Origin of the sequence: Streptomyces sp. NPDC047072, from assembly GCF_040643855.1 — a bacterium.
In the GTDB taxonomy this organism is placed as follows: Bacteria; Actinomycetota; Actinomycetes; order Streptomycetales; family Streptomycetaceae; genus Streptomyces.
The window spans coordinates 21,707-38,322 of sequence record NZ_JBEYVC010000061.1; the positions used below are offsets into that span (position 1 = coordinate 21,707).

Here is a 16,616-nt window from a genome sequence, read left to right on the forward strand (position 1 = left end):
AGGGTAGGCGCTCCCCGCGGAGGTCAGGCCGCGAAGCCGAACCAGTGGACGTTGACGAAGTCGGCGGGCTGTCCGCTGGCGAAGGTCAGATATACGGTGTGGACGCCGGTGATCCTGCTGATGTTCGCCGGAATGGTCACCCAGTTCTGCCAGCCGCCGGTGTTGGCAACAGCGAAGCTGCCGACCGGCGTCGCCGTGGGGCTGTCCAGCGCGACCTGCACCAGACCGCTGACCCCGCTCGCGGCTCCGGAGGCCACGCGGGCGAGGAACTGGGTCGCCCCGCCGCTGCCGAAGTCGACGTTCGCGTAGCCGAGCCAGTCGCCGTTGGCGATGTAGCCCACGTCGTAGCCGCCGCCGGTGTCGCTGGTGGGCTCGGTGACGGTGCCGGACTGGCTGCTGTACGAGGCCGCCTGGATCGTGGAGTAGGCGCTGGTCCCGCCGGAGGGCGGGGTGGTCCCTCCGCCGCCGTGGACCGGGCTCAGCGTCACGGTCAGCAGGGAGGGGTCACCGGCGGTGACGAAGCCGGACTGGTCGGTGCCGCCGTCGGGGGTGACGTCGTCGTAGGGGAAGGCGTAGCCACGGCCTTCGGTGGAGGTGGCGTGCACGAGCCGGGCGTAGTGGTTGGTGGGGCTCGTCGTGTAGTAGGTGGCGGGGTTCTCGCCGTTCGGCTGGTCGGCGTCGGCGAGCAGGGTGCTGCGGTTGAGGGCCGCGCTGATGCGGGCGGTGAGGGCGCCCATGACGGCCGAGGAGACGTTGAAGGGGCCCGTGTTGCAGCTGAAGATGTCGGCGGCCGACGGCTTCGCGAAGGACCCGGCTCCGGGGAAGGTCAGCAGACCGCCGGAGACCGTGCCGGTCAGGGTGCCCCAGGACGCCTGGGTGTTGACGCGGAGCGGGGTGGAGGCGTACTTCGCCCAGACCTGGTCGACGTAGGAGGAGTAATAGCCGGAGAAGAGCGAGGAGTTGCGCACGATTCCGGCGTTGGGGCTGAGGGCCCGCAGGTTCTGGCCGCCGGAGGTGACGACCAGTTGCTCCCAGCCGCCTCCCTGCGCGCTGAGCCCGGCGCAGATCGTGTCGAGCCCGCCCGCCGGGAGCCCCGGGACGGTCTGGATGCCGCCCGAGTCGGTCGTGAGCTTCAGTCCGATCGGCAGGGACGCGAAGTCGACGGCGCTGATGTTGGCGTACAGGACCGAGCTGTTGAAGGTGAACTCGCAGAAACCCCACTGGATGCCGATGTTCGGGTCGGCGGAGTTGGTCACCGAGGGTTCGACGAGCGCGGGTCCGGGGTTGAGCCGGAACGTCAGCCTGCTGTCCAGGGAGAACCAGATCCGGCCGCCCGCCGTGCGCGGGATGGTGATCCGCCTGGCGCCCGCGCCCGAGGCGTTGAGCGGGATCGCGCAGTCCACCGCGAGCGGGGTGCCGTTCGAGGGCGGGGACGACGGGTAGTACGGCGTCCGGCCGTCCGCCTGGAGCAGATACCAGGCGTTGCCGTTGTCGAGCGCGAGTCCGGTGACGTACGCGTAGACCGTGCCGGATCCGGTGTTGTTCTGGAGGTCGACGCTGACGGTCGAGGCGGTGGCGGAGGCGCGGCCTGTCATACCGGCGAGGAGGGCGGGGGTGGCCACTCCGGCCAGGGAGGCTCTGAGAAGGGTTCGGCGGTTCAGCATGCGGTTCTCCTCAAGACGTGGGTCAGGACGCCGCGTTCATCAGGTCGAGCGCGCTCTGCTGGCGGGCCGCGTCCGTGGAGTCGAACGGCCCGTCCCAGTGGAGCCCGTACGCGTCCAGGGCGTTGCGGTCGTTGGCGTAGGCCGAGTTGGCCTGCCTGGCGATGTACGAGGTGTAAGGCCGGTCGGAGAGAAGGGAGTTGAAGGCGTTCAGCCCCCGGATGTAGGCGCCCTTGAAGGAGGGCCCGTCACCCCCGCAACCACCCGCCTCGCACGGCTCGCGCAGGATGCCGCCGGAGTTGAGCGAGGTGGAGGTGGTCGAGGCGTCGCCGATCTGACGGCCGGTGGTGAGCAGGGCCGTGTCTCCGGTGGCGCGGTACAACTCGGCCAGCCCGTTCAGCAGCACCCCTTGGTTGTACGACCACGCCGTGGACCCGTTGTTGCCACAAGTCGCCAGGTCTATGCCGTCGTTGACGAGATGGGAGCCGTTGATCATGCCGGTGCCCTTGAACCAGGACCACTCGGCATTGGCCCGGCCGAGGTAGAGCGTGTCGCCGGAGATCCGGTTGTGCAGGGCCGCGTTCAGTTGCAGGTAGAGGGAGTTGGCGATGGCGTTCTTGTACGTCCTCGCCGTGCTCCACCACACTCCGCCGCCGCAGGTGGAATCCCAGTACTGCGCCATGTGGTCGGCGTCGGCCCGGGCGGTGGCGAGGTAACGGGCGTCGCCGGTCAGGTCGTAGGCGGCGACCCAGGCGAGCCCCCACCACCCGGTGTCGTCGATGTAGTCGTTGCGGAACTGGCCGCCCTGGGCGCCCAGTTGGCGGTCGTAGGTGGTGGCGATGGCGTACCGGTAGCTGCCCATCCCGGTGACGCGGATGTTGTCGATGATCGCGGTCAGGGCGTTGGCGGAGTTCCACCAGCCGGTGGTGTCGAAGAGACCCGTCGAGGTGTTGTACGACTGCATCAGCGCGGTGGCCGCCGCCGTGGGCCGGCTCCAGGCGTTCCAGGTGGTCCGGGCCCACGCCGTGCAGGCGATCTCGGCGCGGTCGCCCGCCTTGCCGCAGGCGCGCAGGGCGCCGACGCCGTTGTTGCCCCAGTCGTCGACGTTGTACATCAGGGTCCGCCAACCCCGTTGCCCCGCGGGGATGGTGGTGTCGCCGAGCCTGCTGCCCGAGCTCCAGGTGCGGCCGCCGTCGAAGGAGCGGTCGAGCCAGACCTCGTCGGTGGGGCTGCCGTTGTCGATCGAGGCCCAGCCCATGGCGTCGGTGTCGTCGAAGTGCAGGGTGACGGTGCGGGAGTAGAGGGTGGCGGTGACGGGTTGGCGGTCGGTCGGGGAGAGGGCGGGGTCGCGGGCGTCGCAGTACTTGTTGCAGACGGTCGCCTCGGGGGCGGCGCTCGCGACACCGCCCGCCGTGACCGTACCGAGGAGGACAAGCGTCGTGATCAGGCCGACGGACTTCATGTCACCTACTCCGGGAAAGGGTCAGGGCGTCAGGTAGCAGCTCTTGAGCACACCGGGCAGCGGGTCCGTACCGAAGGCCGCCGTCGTACAACTGGCGCCCCCGGTAAAGGACTTGTAGAGGAACCGGCCGCGCGCTCCATAGGCGACGGTCCGCTGCCCGCTGAACGCACAGGTGCCGCCCTCGGCGGAGCAGGACGTGGCATAACCGGACGGCCCGCCGGTCGCCGTGTAGCAGGACTTCGACTCGCCGGGGATCGGGTCGCCGAACACGGCGTTGGTGCACGGGGTGTCGCCGCTGGCCGTGAGCGTGGTGAACGCCCCGTAGGCGCCGTAGGCCACCGGCTGGCCCGCGACGGCCGGGCAGGTGCCGGCCTCGGCGACGCAGAGGGTGTAGCCGGGCGGGGCACCGGCGCCCGCCACGTAGCATGACTTGGCGACGCCGTCGATGGGGTCGCCGAAGTGGGCGTTGGTGCAGGCGACCGAGCCGTTGGTCACCTGGTGGGCGAAGTTGCCGTTGCCGCCGTAGGCCACGTCACGGTTGTAGCCGGGGACGGAGCAGGTGCCGTTCTCGGAGGCGCACACGGTGTATCCGGGCGGGCCGCCCGCGTCGGCGACGTAGCAGGACTTGAGGATGTTCGCCGCCGGGTCGCCGCCGAAGGAGGCGCTGGTGCAGGGCGTGCCGCCGGTCACCGTCTTGTACGTGTACGTCCCGGCGCCGTACGCCACCGAGCGGGTCCCGCTGAAGGAGCAGGCGCCGCCCTCCCCGGCACACCGGGTGAACCCCGCCTTCAACTGGCCGCTCGCAGCGGGGTCGTTGGGCTCGGCCGGGTTGCCCAGGCCGGACGCGGTCACGGTGTAGCTGCCCGGGGCGACCCCGGTGAGGTAGACGTACGTGTCGTCCTGGCTCGCGCCGGTGATGCCGGTGGTGGGAGTGAAGGTGCCGTTGCTCCAGACCGTGGTGCCGTTCACGGCCACGGTGACGGTGCCGCCGGACTTGGGGATGCCGATCCGGCCGGTGGTGCCCGCCGGGCTGGTGAGCTGCGCCCAGTAGGTGCCGGCGTTGCGGTCGCGGGACCAGGAGGCGTCAACGGCCCCCTGGGGCATGGTGATGCGCCCCTGGGCGTTGGCCAGGTCGCCGGGGTGGGGGACGAAGCGGTAGGTGTTGGCGACGGACTCCGGGGCGATGCCCAGCACGTCGAAGGTGAGCGTCGAGGTGGGCGCGGTCGACCAGCCGTGGGCCAGGCTCATGAACGAACCGCCGTACGCCAGACCGCCGTCCGCCTTCACGCCCTCCCAGAAGGTGCTCTTGGTCCCGATGTCACTGTCGAGCATGTGGCCCCAGGTGCGGCGGATCTGGTCCAGGGCGGTGTAGTCGTCATTGGCCGCGAAGCGGGCGTTGAGCTCCATGCCGCCGGCGAACGGCGAGACGTTGCCGCCCCATTCGGGGGTGGTGGGGCCGTACGCGCCCCAGTTCTTCCCGAGCCCGGCCACGATGCTCTTCGCCTTGGCGGTGGAGTCGGTCAACCCGTACCAGACGGCTAGGGAGTTGCCGTCCTGCGGATACAGACCGCTGGTGGGGTTGTCCTTGTACATGCCCTTCGAGGCGTCCCACAGAAGGGAGTTGGCCGCGGTCCTGATGGCGGCCGCCTTGTTGATCCAGCTCGCGGCGAGCGCGCTGTCGCCTTCGGCCGCGGCCAGCGTCGCGCCGCCCTTGAGCGCGGCGAACAACAGCGCGTTGGCGGAGATGTTCTCGCCGCCCTGGCCGACCCGGGCCCAGTCCTGCGTACGCGTCACGTTGAGCAGGTTGTTGCCGTCGACCTTGCCCAGGATGAAGGCCATCCCGCGCTTGAAGTTCGTCCACTCGGAGTCCAGCCAAGCCCGGTCGCCCGAGTAGGTGTAGTACGTGGACGTGCCCAGCAGGGTCCAGGTGTGGTACGTGTCCGACCCGGTGAGGTTGAACACCGGTCCCGACCAAGGGATTTCACCCTCCGCCGACTGGGCGTCGTACATCGTGGAGAGCGCGTTGCGGGTGGCGGCGAGGCCGGCCGCGCCCGCGTAGGCGTACTGCGTGGGCACGGCGATGCCCAGGTCGCCCGGCCACACCGTACGGTCGCGCTTGGCACCGTCGACCAGGACGGAGTCGCCGACGCCGACGGTGGCGCTGCTGTCCCACGCCGAGGCGGGCGGGGGCCAGGCCCGGCCCTGGTTCGAGGCGATGGTGTTGAGCTGGACCGTGTAGGCACCGGCGTACCAGATGCGGTTGAGCAGGTCGTCGCTGGAGTGGAAGTAGTTGGGGTAGTCGGCGGGGTTCGCCTTCTCCGGATCCGCGGTGAAACCGAGACTCACGCCCTTCAGGTCCACCCAGCCCGACGTGTCGACGAAGACCGTCAAGTAGCGGAAGCCGCCGCGGAGTTGGGCGGTGGGCATGGTGTACGTGCCGTTCGCGGCGGCGGTGGTGTAGAGGGCGCCGTCCTCGCCGTCCCGGCCGCTGCTGCGGTCGCTGTTGGTGCCGACGTACAGGGACGACTCGCTGAAGGCCAGTCCGATCCGCTGGACGTTGTCGCTGGTGGAGCCGAAGGACAACGTTGCCACGCCGCCGACTTCCTTGCCGAAGTCGAGTGTGATCGCCGACTGCGAGCCGGAGATCCGGGTCGCCTGGCCGCTGAGGACGTTCTGCGGGTTGGCGACGCTGCCCGAAGTGGCGTACACGGCGGCCGGCTTGAGGGTGCGTGAGGTCGGCGCGTAGGCCAGGGGGTCGACTGCCGCCTGGGACACGGCGTTTGCAGTCGCCGACGCCGTGGTGGTCGCGGGAGGGGAGGCTTCGGCGGGCGGCGCGAGGGCCGTGGCCGTCATGGTGGCCGTGGCCAGGGCGAGGCCGAACAGGCGGCGCATGGGTACCTCCCGGAAGGAGCGCGGAGCACAGCGGGACACACGAGAGCGGTGTGAATCGATTCAACCCATGGAGACTGAACCGATGATGGGCGCCTGAAAACACGGGTGTCAAGCCGTCACACGCATCCCGAACTCCACAGAAACAAGCGAGTGTTGAGCCATTGACAGGGACTCGCCAAGCCGCTTCACTACCCGGAGGAAAGGTATGGACCAGTGCTCGATCCCCGGCCGCCCGACGGGACTGTCACATGCGCGCCCTCCTCCTGATCCTTGTCGCCGCGACCGTTGCACTGTTCCCGAATGCGACCCTCGCTGCGGCCGCAGCCGCCCCGGTGTGCGTCCTGTCCTGCGACACCCTCGACCCCTCGCTCGCCCGCCAGGAGACCTTCCCGGTGCCGGCCAAGGACCTCAACGGCCGCCGTGTCCAACTGCACGTCTCCGACGCCGACGACATGGCCTGGGCGAGCATCGACGGCGGCGTGACCGGCGACTCGGTGTGGCTGGACCGCTCGTGGGACGGCGGCGCGACCTGGGAGGGGCTGCTGGGCAGGGCGAGCATCCCCGGCACCTGGACCGGCACCAGGACGCTGATGTACAACCTCACCGACCCGCGCGCCCACCGCCGCGGGCTCGTCCGGGCCTGCGGCGACGCGGCCGCCGTCGGCTGCACGGCCTGGGCCCACCCCACCGTCTGCGACCGGCTCTGCGACGGAACCAGCGCCGGACAGGCGGCCGTTGACGACCAGCCGGTGCCCGCCACCACGATCCACGGCCGCACGGTCCGGCTCCACGTCGACCAGCGGAACTCCATGGCGTGGGCCTCCCTCGACAGCGGCGGCGCCGGCGACGAGATCTGGCTCGACCGCTCCTGGGACGCCGGCGCGACCTGGCCGGACGGCTCCTCGCTCGGCCGTACGGCGGTGCCGTCCGGGGCCACCACCACCCGTACCGCGATGTACGCGACCCGCGACCCGCGCGGCCTCCTCTACGGCGGTGCGGTCCGCGCCTGCGGCCGGGAGGCCGGGCACCAGGAGGGCGGTTGCACCGCCTGGGCCAGGCCCGCACCGACCCGGGCCCGCGCCGCGGCGGACACGCTGATGGCGTCGTACGACCCCTACGACGGCTGGTGGCGCGGCAGTTGGTGGAACTCCGCGGCCGCCCTCACCTCCCTCATCGACTTCGCCGGGGCCTCCGGCACCCACGACTACGACTGGGTGATCGCGCGCACCTTCGACCGGAACAGGGGGAACTTCCCGGCGGGGGTGCGCAGTTCGGACGCGATCGAGGGCCACTTCATCAGCCGGTCGATCGACGACTCGGGCTGGTGGGCCATCGCCTGGCTCCACGCGTACGACTACACCGGCGACGCCCGCTATCTCGACGAGGCGGTCACGATCGCCGACTACTTGCGGGGGTACTGGGATCCGGGCACCTGCGGCGGGGGCGTGTGGTGGGACCGCGAGCGGACGTACAAGAACGCCGTGACGAACGGCCAATACCTCTGGCTGACCACGGCACTTCACCAGCGTCTGCCCGGTGACACCGTATGGCTCCAGCGGGCGAGGACCGCCGCCGACTGGTACCGGTCCAGCGGGATGATCAACGCGGCGGGGCTGGTGAACGACGGGCTGACCTCCGCCTGCGCCAACAACCGCGGCACGGTGTGGAGTTACAACCAGGGACTGGCCATCGGCGGGTTCACCGAACTGTGGCGGGCGACCGGGGACGCCTCGCTGCTCGCCACCGCACGCACCCTCGCCGACGCCGCCGTCGGCGACTCGGCGCTGACCGTGAACGGCGTGCTCACCGAGTCCTGCGACATCGGCTCCGCCTCCTGCGACGACAACCAGAAGCAGTTCAAGGGCATCTTCATGCGCCACTTCGCCGACCTCGCGAAGGCCACCGGCTCGGCCGCATACGCGAGTTACGTCCAGAACCAGGCGGACACCCTGTGGGCGCGGGACCGCACCGCCCTCAACACCCGCGGCCAACGCTGGGCGGGCACATCCCCCAACCAGACCGACTGGCGTACCCAGTCCAGCGCCCTCGAAGCGCTGACGGCGGCCATGGGCTGAGAGTTGCGATGCGGGCCCCCGTGACCGCCCGGCGAAAGCTCCCCTCGAACGCCGGGCGGCCCGGTGGCCCCCGTCATGAGGAAACCCCGGCGCGCGGGGGTGGTACAGCCTGTTGCCGAAACCCCGTACGAGCCCCGACAGTGGTCGGACAAAGCCGGACAGGGGTGGTGGCGGTCGCCATCAGCCCATATGCCGCCCAGGGGGACGGATGCCGATGGGGGACGACGGGCGGCCTCGACACCACGAGGAGTCCGATCCGGCGACGATCGACTCGGTGTCCGACTTCGCGCACCGGCTGACCCAGGCCCGATTACGGGCGGGCCTCACCGTCCGCGAGGTGGCCCACGCCGTACGGATCGCGCCCAGCACGGCGGGCGACTACTTCTCCGGGCGCCATCTGCCTCCGGTACGGGCCGCGAAGCTGCTCACCGACATCCTCCTCGCGTGCGGTGTGAGCGACCCGGGCGTCCTCGGGCAGTGGCACGAGGCGCTCGTACGGCTGCGTATCGCGCCGGGACGCCCGGCGGCCGGGGCCCCTGTCCCGTACCGGGGGCTGCGGGCCTTCGAGGAGGAGCACGCGGAGTGGTTCTTCGGCCGGGAGGCGCTGACGGCCACGCTGGTGGAGCGGCTGCGCGCGCCGGCCGCGGCCGGGGGCGGGCTGCTGGCCGTGGTCGGCCCGTCGGGCTCCGGCAAGTCCTCCCTGCTGCGCGCCGGACTGGTCCCGGCGGTGCGGGGCGGCGCGCTGGAGGACGCGAGCGGTACGGCGGCGGGCCCGCGCCGGGTCGTCCTGATGACCCCGGGACGGCACCCGACGGACGAGCTGACTCCGCTGCTGGAGGGATCACCGCTCGTGGTGGTGGACCAGTTCGAGGCGCTCTTCACCGCCTGTCCTGACCCCGCCGAACGCGCCCGCTTCGTGGCGGCCCTCTGTGACCCGGGTGCCGGGCTCGTCGTCATCGGACTGCGCGCCGACTTCTACGCCCAGGCCCTCCAACTCCCGCCCCTCGCCCGTGCCTTGCAGAACGAGCAGCTGGTGGTGGGGCCGCTCACCCGGGACGAGATGCGCGAGGCGATCGTCGGTCCGGCTCGCAGGGCGCGGTTGGAGGTCGAGAGCGGGCTGGTGGAACTGCTGCTGCGCGACCTGACACCGCGCTCCGTGGCGGGAGACGCCGACCAGGACAGCACCGAGGACAGCACCACCGCCGCCCACGACCCCGGCGCCCTCCCCCTCCTCTCCCACGCCCTCCTCGCCACCTGGCAGGGCGCACCGCGCGGCCGACTCACCGTCGCCGCGTACCACGACAGCGGCGGCATCCGGGACGCCGTCGCCCGCACCGCGGAGACGGTGTTCGCCGAACTCTCCGGCAACCAGCGGGACATCGCCCGGCTGATCTTCCTGCGGCTGGTGCACGTCTCCGACCACGCCCTCAACACCAGACGCCGGGTCTCCCTCGACGAACTGCTCGACCCGGACGCGCCCCAAGCCGGCGAGTACACCGCCGTGTTGGCCGCCTACGTCGAGCAGCGGCTGGTCACCGTCGACAGCGAGTCGGTCGAGATCTCGCACGAGTCGCTGCTCACCGCGTGGCCTCGATTACGGGAGTGGATCGGCGCGGACCGGGCCGGACTGCGGATCCACCGGCGGTTGACCGAGGCCGCCCGGCACTGGAAGGAGGCGCAGCACGACCCCGGGCTGCTGCTGCGCGGCACGGCGCTCGCCGTGACCGGCGAATGGGCGGCCGACGCCGCGCACACCGACGCGGTCAACGCCGACGAACGCGCCTTCCTGGACGCCTCCTTGAGCCACCGGGACCAGGAGCGCAGGGCCGCCCGCAACCGCACCCGGCGGCTGTACCAGCTGCTCGCCCTGACGGTGGTGCTCCTCTTCGTCGCCTCCGGCCTCTACGGCTACGCCCGCCACCAGCGCGGTCTCGCCGAGGACGCCCGTGCGCAGGCGGAGTCGCGGCAGATGGCGGCGGAGGCGGTCCGGATCGGCCGGCACGACCCCTCGGTCAGCGCGCAGCTCGCCCTCGCGGCGTACCGGACGGCACGGACCCAGGAGGCCCGGGCGGGTCTGATGGACTCCTCGGCCGCGCCCTCCGCGATCCGGCTGACCGGCTTCACGGGGCTGGTCCAGGCGATGGCCTTCGACAAGGCGCGTACTCTGCTGGCGGCGGGCTCCTCGGACGGCACGGTGCGGCTGTGGAGCACCAAGGACGCGGCCCGGCCCGCCGCCCTGAGCAGGTTGCGCGTCTCGGCCGAACTGGCCGTGTTCGCGGTCGCGTTGAGCCCGGACGGCCGCACCCTCGTGGCGGGCGGCGGCCAGGGGCTGCTGCGTCGCTGGGACCTCGCGGACCCCCGGCATCCGCGCCCGCTGCCCGATCTGCCGGGCACGCCGGAGGCCACGGTGTACGCGCTGGCGTTCGCTCCCGACGGCCGGGGGCTGGCCGCGGCGGGCGCGGACCGCACGGTACGGCTGTGGCCGGACGCCCGCGCGACGGCTGCCGCCGGCGAACCTGTCGTCCTGCGGGGCGGCGACGACTACCAGCAGGCGGTGGCGTTCAGCCCGGACGGCACACTGATCGCGGCCGCGAGCCACGACGGCCGAGCCCGCCTGTGGCGCACACCGGGCACCGGAGACACGGCCGGCACCGGGGGCACGGCCGGCGGCGCAGACACGGCCAGCACCGGAGGCACGGCCAGCGGCGCAGACACGGCCAGCACCGGGAGCACGACCGGCAGCGCAGACACGGCCAGCACCGGGAGCACGACCGGCAGCGCAGACACGGCCAGCACCGGAGGCACGACCGGCGACGCAGACACGGCCGAGCCCACGACCGCCCGCGCCGCCCACAACACGGCCGACCCCACCACCCCCCTCGCCACCCTCCCCGCCTTCGAAGGCCCCGCCCTCGGCATCGCCTTCAGCCCCGACGGCCGTGTGCTCGCCGTCTGCAGTCAGGACCGTTCCACGCGTCTGTGGGACGTCTCGGCGCCCTCCCGGCCCCGCGCCGCGCCCTCCCCCGAGGGCGAGGCGGACAGCTGGGTCAACGCCGTGGCGTTCAGTCCGGACGGCGCGGCGCTCGCGATCGGCGGCAGCGACGACGCCGTACGCCTGTGGGACCGCGCGGCAGGCTACGTCTCGGCGACCCTGCCGCACCCGGGCGCGGTGACGTCCGTGGCGTGGCTCGACGCGCGGACGCTGGTGACCGGGTGCTCGGACGGCGTCCTCCGGCTGTGGTCGCTTCCCTCCCCCGTGCTGACCTCGGCGCAGGGCGTCAACGCGCTCGCCTACAGCCCCGACAGCCGCCTCCTCGCCGTCGGCACACTGGACCTGCGACTGTGGGACCTCGCCCGGCACGAACCCGTCGGCACACCGTGGAGTCCGGGCGGCGACACCTTCGTCCAGTCGGTGACGTTCGCGCCGAAGGGCCGGATCCTCGCCGTCGGCTACAGCGACGGCCTGGTGCGCCTGTTCGCGTACTCCACGAAAGGCGAACTGACGGCCCGGGGCGAGCCGTTCCGGGCGGCCCGCACCGGCACGGTCGAGTCCATGACCTTCGACCGCACCGGCAAGGTGCTGGCCACCGGCGCCGACGACAGCACGGTCCGGCTGTGGGACACCGCCCACCCGGACGAGGTGCATGCCCTGCGTACGCTCACCGGCGCGACGGACGCGGTCCTGTCCGTGGCCTTCACCCCGGACGGACGGCACCTCGCGGCGGGCAGCATCGACCGCGCCGTACGCCTGTGGGCGCTGTCCGCGCAGTCCGCCGATCCGCTGGTGACGCTGCACGGTCCGACCGGCTATGTGTGGTCGGTGGCGTTCAGCCCCGACGGCCGGACCCTGGCCGCGGGCAGCGCCGACCGCACGGTCCGGCTGTGGGACGTCACCGCCCCGCGCCGCCCGGTACGCGTGGGACCGGACCTGACCGGCTTCACCAGTTACGTCTACTCCGTCGCCTTCAGCCCGGACGGCCGGACGCTGGCGGCCGGCAGCACCGACTCGACGGTGTGGCTCTACGACGTCTCCGACTCCCGCGCGCCCGACCTGAACGCCGTTCTCACCGCCGCCACCGGCCATGTCTACGCGGTCGCCTTCAGCCCCGACGGGACCACGCTGGCCGCGGGCGGCGAGGACCACACCGTCCGGCTGTGGGACACCGACGTGGACGCCATCGCCCGGCACCTGTGCAGCACCCGCGGCGACCCGCTGACCCCGTCGGAGTGGCGCCGCTTCCTCCCGGCGGTCCCGGAGGTGTCGACCTGCCGGTGACTTCAGAGGGTGAGCAGTTCCTCGTGGAAGCCGCCGAACTCCCGTTCCCGGTCCACCAGATGGATCTCCAGGATCCAGTGGCAGACCCGCCCGGCCTTGTCGGTGCGGCGCAGCGGGGTGTCGTTGGCGGCCGTGATGTACGACTCCACGTCCGCGCCCTCGATCCACTCGTGCGGGAACTCCCCCACGAGGTGGCCGGCGTGCCAGCCGCCGAACTCCCAGCCGGCCTCCGCGGCCAGCCGCCCGACCTCGGCGTACAGCCGGGCGCCCGTCATCGAGGGATCGCTCTCGAAGAAGCGGCGCCCCGCGGCGAAGATCCTCGGCAGGTCGTCCCGCAGCCGGTGCTTGACGGGGTCGTCGCCGAGTACGAAGGTCCGCCCGAAGTCGGCCTCGTACTCCTCGAAGATCGGCCCGAAGTCGGCGAACACGATGTCGTCGGCGCCGATGACCCGGTCCGGCGGGTTCTCCTTGTACGGCAGGAGGGTGTTCGGGCCGGAGCGCACGATCCGCTTGTGCCAGTGCCGGGTGGTGCCGAACAGCTCGTTGGCGAGGTCCCGGATCCGGTCGCTGACCGCCCGCTCGCCCTCCCCCGGCGCGACGAGAGCGCGCTCGCCGATCTCGTCGAAGAGCCGCTCGGCCTTGGCCTGCGCGTCCAGGAGCCGCGCCGCGCGTGTGGGTTCGTCGTCGTCCGTCATGGGGCGAACGTAAGGACCGGGATCATCGTCGGCAAACGGATTTCACCGGATCCATCAGGGACATGCCACGGGTCTAGAGTACGCGGAAACGCGGAGGCGCCCATGGCCGAGAACATGGCCGAGAACACCGCGCCGAGGCGCCTCGACCGGCGCCGGGAGCGGACCAGGAACGCCCTGGTGTACGCGGCCCAGCGGCTGCTCGCCGAGCGGCGGACCGAGGTCGCGATCCAGGAGATCACCGACCTCGCCGATGTCGGGGTCGGCTCCTTCTACAACCACTTCGACAGCAAGGAGGCCCTCTTCCGCACCGCCGCGGAGGAGGCCCTGGAGTGGTGGGGCACGCTCATGGACCGGCTCACCGCGGACCTCGACGACCCCGCGGTCGCCTTCGCCCAGAGCCTGCGCCTGACCGGCCGACTGCACCGCCGCCACCCCCGCCTGAGCCGGGTACTGCTCTCCGTCGGCCCCGAACTGGCCCGCTCCGAGCGGGGTCTCGCACCGCGCGCCCACCGGGACATCCGGGCCGCGGCCACGGCGGGACGCTTCCGGGTGGACGACCCGGACCTCGCGCTGGCGATGACCGCGGGTGCCGTCCTGGCGCTGGGCGCGCTCGTGCACGCCCAGCCGGACCGCGACGACGCCAGCTCCGCGGACCAGGTCGCCCTCGGCCTGCTCCGGCAGTTCGGCGTCCCGGAGGCCGAGGCGTTACGCATCTGCTCGCTGGAGCTGCCCGACCTCGCGCGGCTCGACCCGATCGACGGTCCCTACGGATGACGTGAATCACGTGCGGGCCCACATCAGGGGCTTTGCATGACCATGCGTCGTGATGCATAATCTTCCTATGTCCAAGGTCCTCACGTCCCTGCCCGCCGGCGAGCGCGTCGGCATCGCCTTCTCCGGCGGTCTCGACACCTCCGTCGCTGTCGCGTGGATGCGCGACAAGGGCGCCATCCCGTGCACCTACACCGCGAACATCGGCCAGTACGACGAGCCCGACATCGACTCGGTGCCCGGCCGCGCGAAGACCTACGGTGCCGAGATCGCGCGCCTGGTCGACTGCCGTGCCGCGCTGGTCGAGGAGGGCCTGGCCGCGCTCACCTGCGGCGCGTTCCACATCCGCTCCGGCGGGCGGGCGTACTTCAACACCACCCCGCTGGGCCGCGCGGTCACCGGCACGCTCCTGGTGCGGGCGATGCTGGAGGACAACGTCCAGATCTGGGGCGACGGCTCGACCTTCAAGGGCAACGACATCGAGCGGTTCTACCGCTACGGCCTGCTCGCCAACCCCAACCTGCGGATCTACAAGCCGTGGCTGGACGCGCACTTCGTGACCGAGCTGGGCGGCCGCAAGGAGATGTCGGAGTGGCTCGTCGCCCACGACCTCCCCTACCGGGACTCGACGGAGAAGGCGTACTCCACCGACGCCAACATCTGGGGCGCCACCCACGAGGCCAAGACCCTGGAGCACCTCAACACCGGCGTCGAGACCGTCGACCCGATCATGGGCGTCAAGTTCTGGGACCCGTCGGTCGAGATCGCCCCCGAGGACGTGACGATCGGCTTCGACCAGGGCCGCCCGGTGACGATCAACGGCAAGGAGTTCGGCTCCGCCGTCGACCTCGTCATGGAGGCCAACGCGATCGGCGGCCGGCACGGCCTCGGCATGTCCGACCAGATCGAGAACCGCATCATCGAGGCGAAGAGCCGCGGCATCTACGAGGCGCCGGGCATGGCCCTGCTCTTCGCGGCCTACGAGCGTCTCGTCAACGCGATCCACAACGAGGACACCGTCGCCCAGTACCACAACGAGGGCCGGCGCCTCGGCCGTCTGATGTACGAGGGCCGCTGGCTGGACCCGCAGGCGCTGATGATCCGGGAGTCGCTCCAGCGCTGGGTCGGCGCCGCGATCACCGGCGAGGTCACCCTGCGGCTGCGGCGCGGCGAGGACTACTCCCTCCTCGACACCACGGGCCCGGCGTTCTCGTACCACCCGGACAAGCTCTCCATGGAGCGGACCGTCGACTCGGCGTTCGGCCCGGTCGACCGGATCGGCCAGCTCACCATGCGCAACCTCGACATCGCCGACTCGCGCGCCAAGCTGGAGCAGTACGTCGGCCTCGGCCTGATCGGCACCGGCAGCCCCACCATCGGCGCCTCCCAGGCGGCCGCGACGGGCCTCATCGGCACCATGCCGGAGCTCCCCGAGGGCGGCGCCGAGGCCATCGCCTCCCGCGGCGAGGCCCCGGAGGACGAGGCGCTCCTGGACCGCGCCGCGATGGAGTTCGGCACGGACTGACGGAGTACCGCACGAGAAAGGCCGGTCCCGGCGACGGGGCCGGCCTTTCGGCTCCCGGCGACTGAACCCACCAAAGGGGCGCGGGGAACTGCGCGACCGGCCCCCACCGGCCCGCAGCCAACGACGCGCCCCCGTCAGCCCGCACCCACCCGCCCCTCCCGAGACCGCATCAACGGCTGAATCCGCGTCCCAAAGTTCTCGATCCCCTCCAGGAAGTCGTCGAAGACCAGCATGATCCCCTTGGTCCCCTCGACCCCGGCGATCTCGTCGAGCATCCGAGCCACACTCTCGTACGACCCCACAAGCGTCCCCATGTTGAAGTTCACGGCGCCTTCCGGCAGGACGATCGTGCGCGCCGTGGACGAGTCGTCGGCGGTCGCGTCACTCGCCGACTCCCCCGCCATGTAGGCCAGCGCCGCGAGGTCTGCGTTGTCGTGGTAGTCCTGCCACTTGGCCCGCGCGGCCTCGTCGGTCTCGTCGGCGATGACCATGAACAGCGACAGCGCCCCCACGTCCCGCCCGCTCTCCCGCACCGCCCCCCGCAGGGTCTCCGTGGCCTGAGTGAACGCGAGCGGGGTGTTCACCCCGCTTCCCAGGATGAAGTTGTAGTCGGCGTGCTCGGCGGCGAACCGCATACCGGTGCCGCTCTGCCCCGCGGCGACGATGTCGATGTGCCCGTCCGCCGGGCGCGGCGAGAGCACGCAGTCGTCCATCTCGTAGAACTCGCCCTTGAAGTTGCTGACACCCTCGCTCCACAGCTCCTTCATGACCGTCACGTACTCCACGGCACGCGCGTAACGGTTGCCGAAGTGCTCGTCGCCGGGCCAGACGCCCATCTGTGTGTACTCGCCGGGCGCCCAGCCGGTGACGATGTTGACGCCGAAGCGCCCGGGGGCGATGGAGTCGACGGTGACCGCCATGCGCGCGACGATCGCGGGCGGCAGGGCGAGGATCGGGGTGGAGGCGTACAGCCTGATCCGCTCGGTCACCGCGGCGAGGCCCGCCATCAGCGTGAACGACTCCAGGCAGTGGTCCCAGAACTCCGTCTCGCCGCCGAAGCCCTTCAGCTTGATCATGGAGAGGGCGAAGTCGAGTCCATGCTCCTCGGCCTTCTGCACGACGGCCTTGTTCAGCTCGAAACTCGGCAGATATTGAGGAGAGCTCTTGGAGATGAGCCAGCCGTTGTTGCCGATGGGGATGAAGACACCTATGTCCATGCGAGCGCACTACCCTGACTGGCCCTCCACAACTCTCCTTGA

Annotated in this window: 9 protein-coding genes; 4 read left to right on the plus strand and 5 right to left on the minus strand. The window is 71.5% G+C overall.

The features are described 5' to 3' along the window. Nucleotides 1-23: 23 nt before the first annotated feature. From ABZ896_RS24895 to ABZ896_RS24905, 3 genes are read right to left on the minus strand one after another with little or no spacing between them, the layout of a single operon-like run. On the minus strand, nt 24-1,664 hold the full coding sequence (locus ABZ896_RS24895; protein ID WP_360933091.1) for a beta-1,3-glucanase family protein: 1,641 nt from the start codon (nt 1,662-1,664) through the stop codon (nt 24-26). A gap of 22 nt (nt 1,665-1,686) precedes the next feature. Further along, nucleotides 1,687-3,123: a glycoside hydrolase family 76 protein gene (locus tag ABZ896_RS24900; protein ID WP_360933094.1), complete on the minus strand. Its 1,437-nt coding sequence runs from the start codon at nt 3,121-3,123 to the stop codon at nt 1,687-1,689. A gap of 21 nt (nt 3,124-3,144) precedes the next feature. Next, nucleotides 3,145-6,015, minus strand: a complete 2,871-nt coding sequence (locus tag ABZ896_RS24905; RefSeq protein ID WP_360933097.1) for an alpha-L-rhamnosidase — start codon at nt 6,013-6,015, stop codon at nt 3,145-3,147. 248 nt (nt 6,016-6,263) lie between these two features. Between ABZ896_RS24905 and ABZ896_RS24910 the strand changes: the two genes are divergently transcribed. Both ABZ896_RS24910 and ABZ896_RS24915 read left to right on the plus strand, forming a co-directional pair. Then, nucleotides 6,264-8,090, plus strand: a complete 1,827-nt coding sequence (locus tag ABZ896_RS24910; protein ID WP_360933100.1) for a glycoside hydrolase family 76 protein — start codon at nt 6,264-6,266, stop codon at nt 8,088-8,090. A gap of 208 nt (nt 8,091-8,298) precedes the next feature. After that, nucleotides 8,299-12,366 carry a helix-turn-helix domain-containing protein gene (locus ABZ896_RS24915; protein ID WP_360933103.1) on the plus strand — a complete coding sequence of 1,356 codons (4,068 nt, stop codon included), beginning with the start codon at nt 8,299-8,301 and terminating at the stop codon, nt 12,364-12,366. A gap of 2 nt (nt 12,367-12,368) precedes the next feature. Here the strand turns inward: ABZ896_RS24915 and ABZ896_RS24920 are convergent, their stop codons facing one another. After that, complete coding sequence (locus ABZ896_RS24920) at nt 12,369-13,061, minus strand: M24 family metallopeptidase (RefSeq protein ID WP_360933106.1); 693 nt, start codon at nt 13,059-13,061, stop codon at nt 12,369-12,371. Between the two features lie 102 nt (nt 13,062-13,163). Here ABZ896_RS24920 and ABZ896_RS24925 point away from each other — a divergent pair, with 102 nt between their 5' ends. Together ABZ896_RS24925 and argG are read left to right on the plus strand one after the other, a co-directional pair. Then, nucleotides 13,164-13,835, plus strand: a complete 672-nt coding sequence (locus ABZ896_RS24925) for a TetR/AcrR family transcriptional regulator (protein ID WP_360933109.1) — start codon at nt 13,164-13,166, stop codon at nt 13,833-13,835. A 67-nt stretch (nt 13,836-13,902) separates the two neighbouring features. After that, nucleotides 13,903-15,357 carry an argininosuccinate synthase gene (gene argG / locus ABZ896_RS24930; RefSeq protein ID WP_360933112.1) on the plus strand — a complete coding sequence of 485 codons (1,455 nt, stop codon included), beginning with the start codon at nt 13,903-13,905 and terminating at the stop codon, nt 15,355-15,357. Nucleotides 15,358-15,491: 134 nt separating this feature from the next. Here argG and rutA read toward each other — a convergent pair whose 3' ends face one another. Then, nucleotides 15,492-16,574 carry a pyrimidine utilization protein A gene (rutA, locus tag ABZ896_RS24935; protein WP_360933115.1) on the minus strand — a complete coding sequence of 361 codons (1,083 nt, stop codon included), beginning with the start codon at nt 16,572-16,574 and terminating at the stop codon, nt 15,492-15,494. Nucleotides 16,575-16,616 lie beyond the last annotated feature (42 nt).

Coding starts and splice junctions, on each gene's coding strand:
- ABZ896_RS24895 (WP_360933091.1), bottom strand. CDS start 1,664: ATGCTGAACCGCCGAACCCTTCTCAGAGCCTCCCTGGCCGGAGTGGCC.
- ABZ896_RS24900 (WP_360933094.1), bottom strand. CDS start 3,123: ATGAAGTCCGTCGGCCTGATCACGACGCTTGTCCTCCTCGGTACGGTC.
- ABZ896_RS24905 (WP_360933097.1), bottom strand. CDS start 6,015: ATGCGCCGCCTGTTCGGCCTCGCCCTGGCCACGGCCACCATGACGGCC.
- ABZ896_RS24910 (WP_360933100.1), top strand. CDS start 6,264: ATGCGCGCCCTCCTCCTGATCCTTGTCGCCGCGACCGTTGCACTGTTC.
- ABZ896_RS24915 (WP_360933103.1), top strand. CDS start 8,299: ATGCCGATGGGGGACGACGGGCGGCCTCGACACCACGAGGAGTCCGAT.
- ABZ896_RS24920 (WP_360933106.1), bottom strand. CDS start 13,061: ATGACGGACGACGACGAACCCACACGCGCGGCGCGGCTCCTGGACGCG.
- ABZ896_RS24925 (WP_360933109.1), top strand. CDS start 13,164: ATGGCCGAGAACATGGCCGAGAACACCGCGCCGAGGCGCCTCGACCGG.
- argG (WP_360933112.1), top strand. CDS start 13,903: ATGTCCAAGGTCCTCACGTCCCTGCCCGCCGGCGAGCGCGTCGGCATC.
- rutA (WP_360933115.1), bottom strand. CDS start 16,574: ATGGACATAGGTGTCTTCATCCCCATCGGCAACAACGGCTGGCTCATC.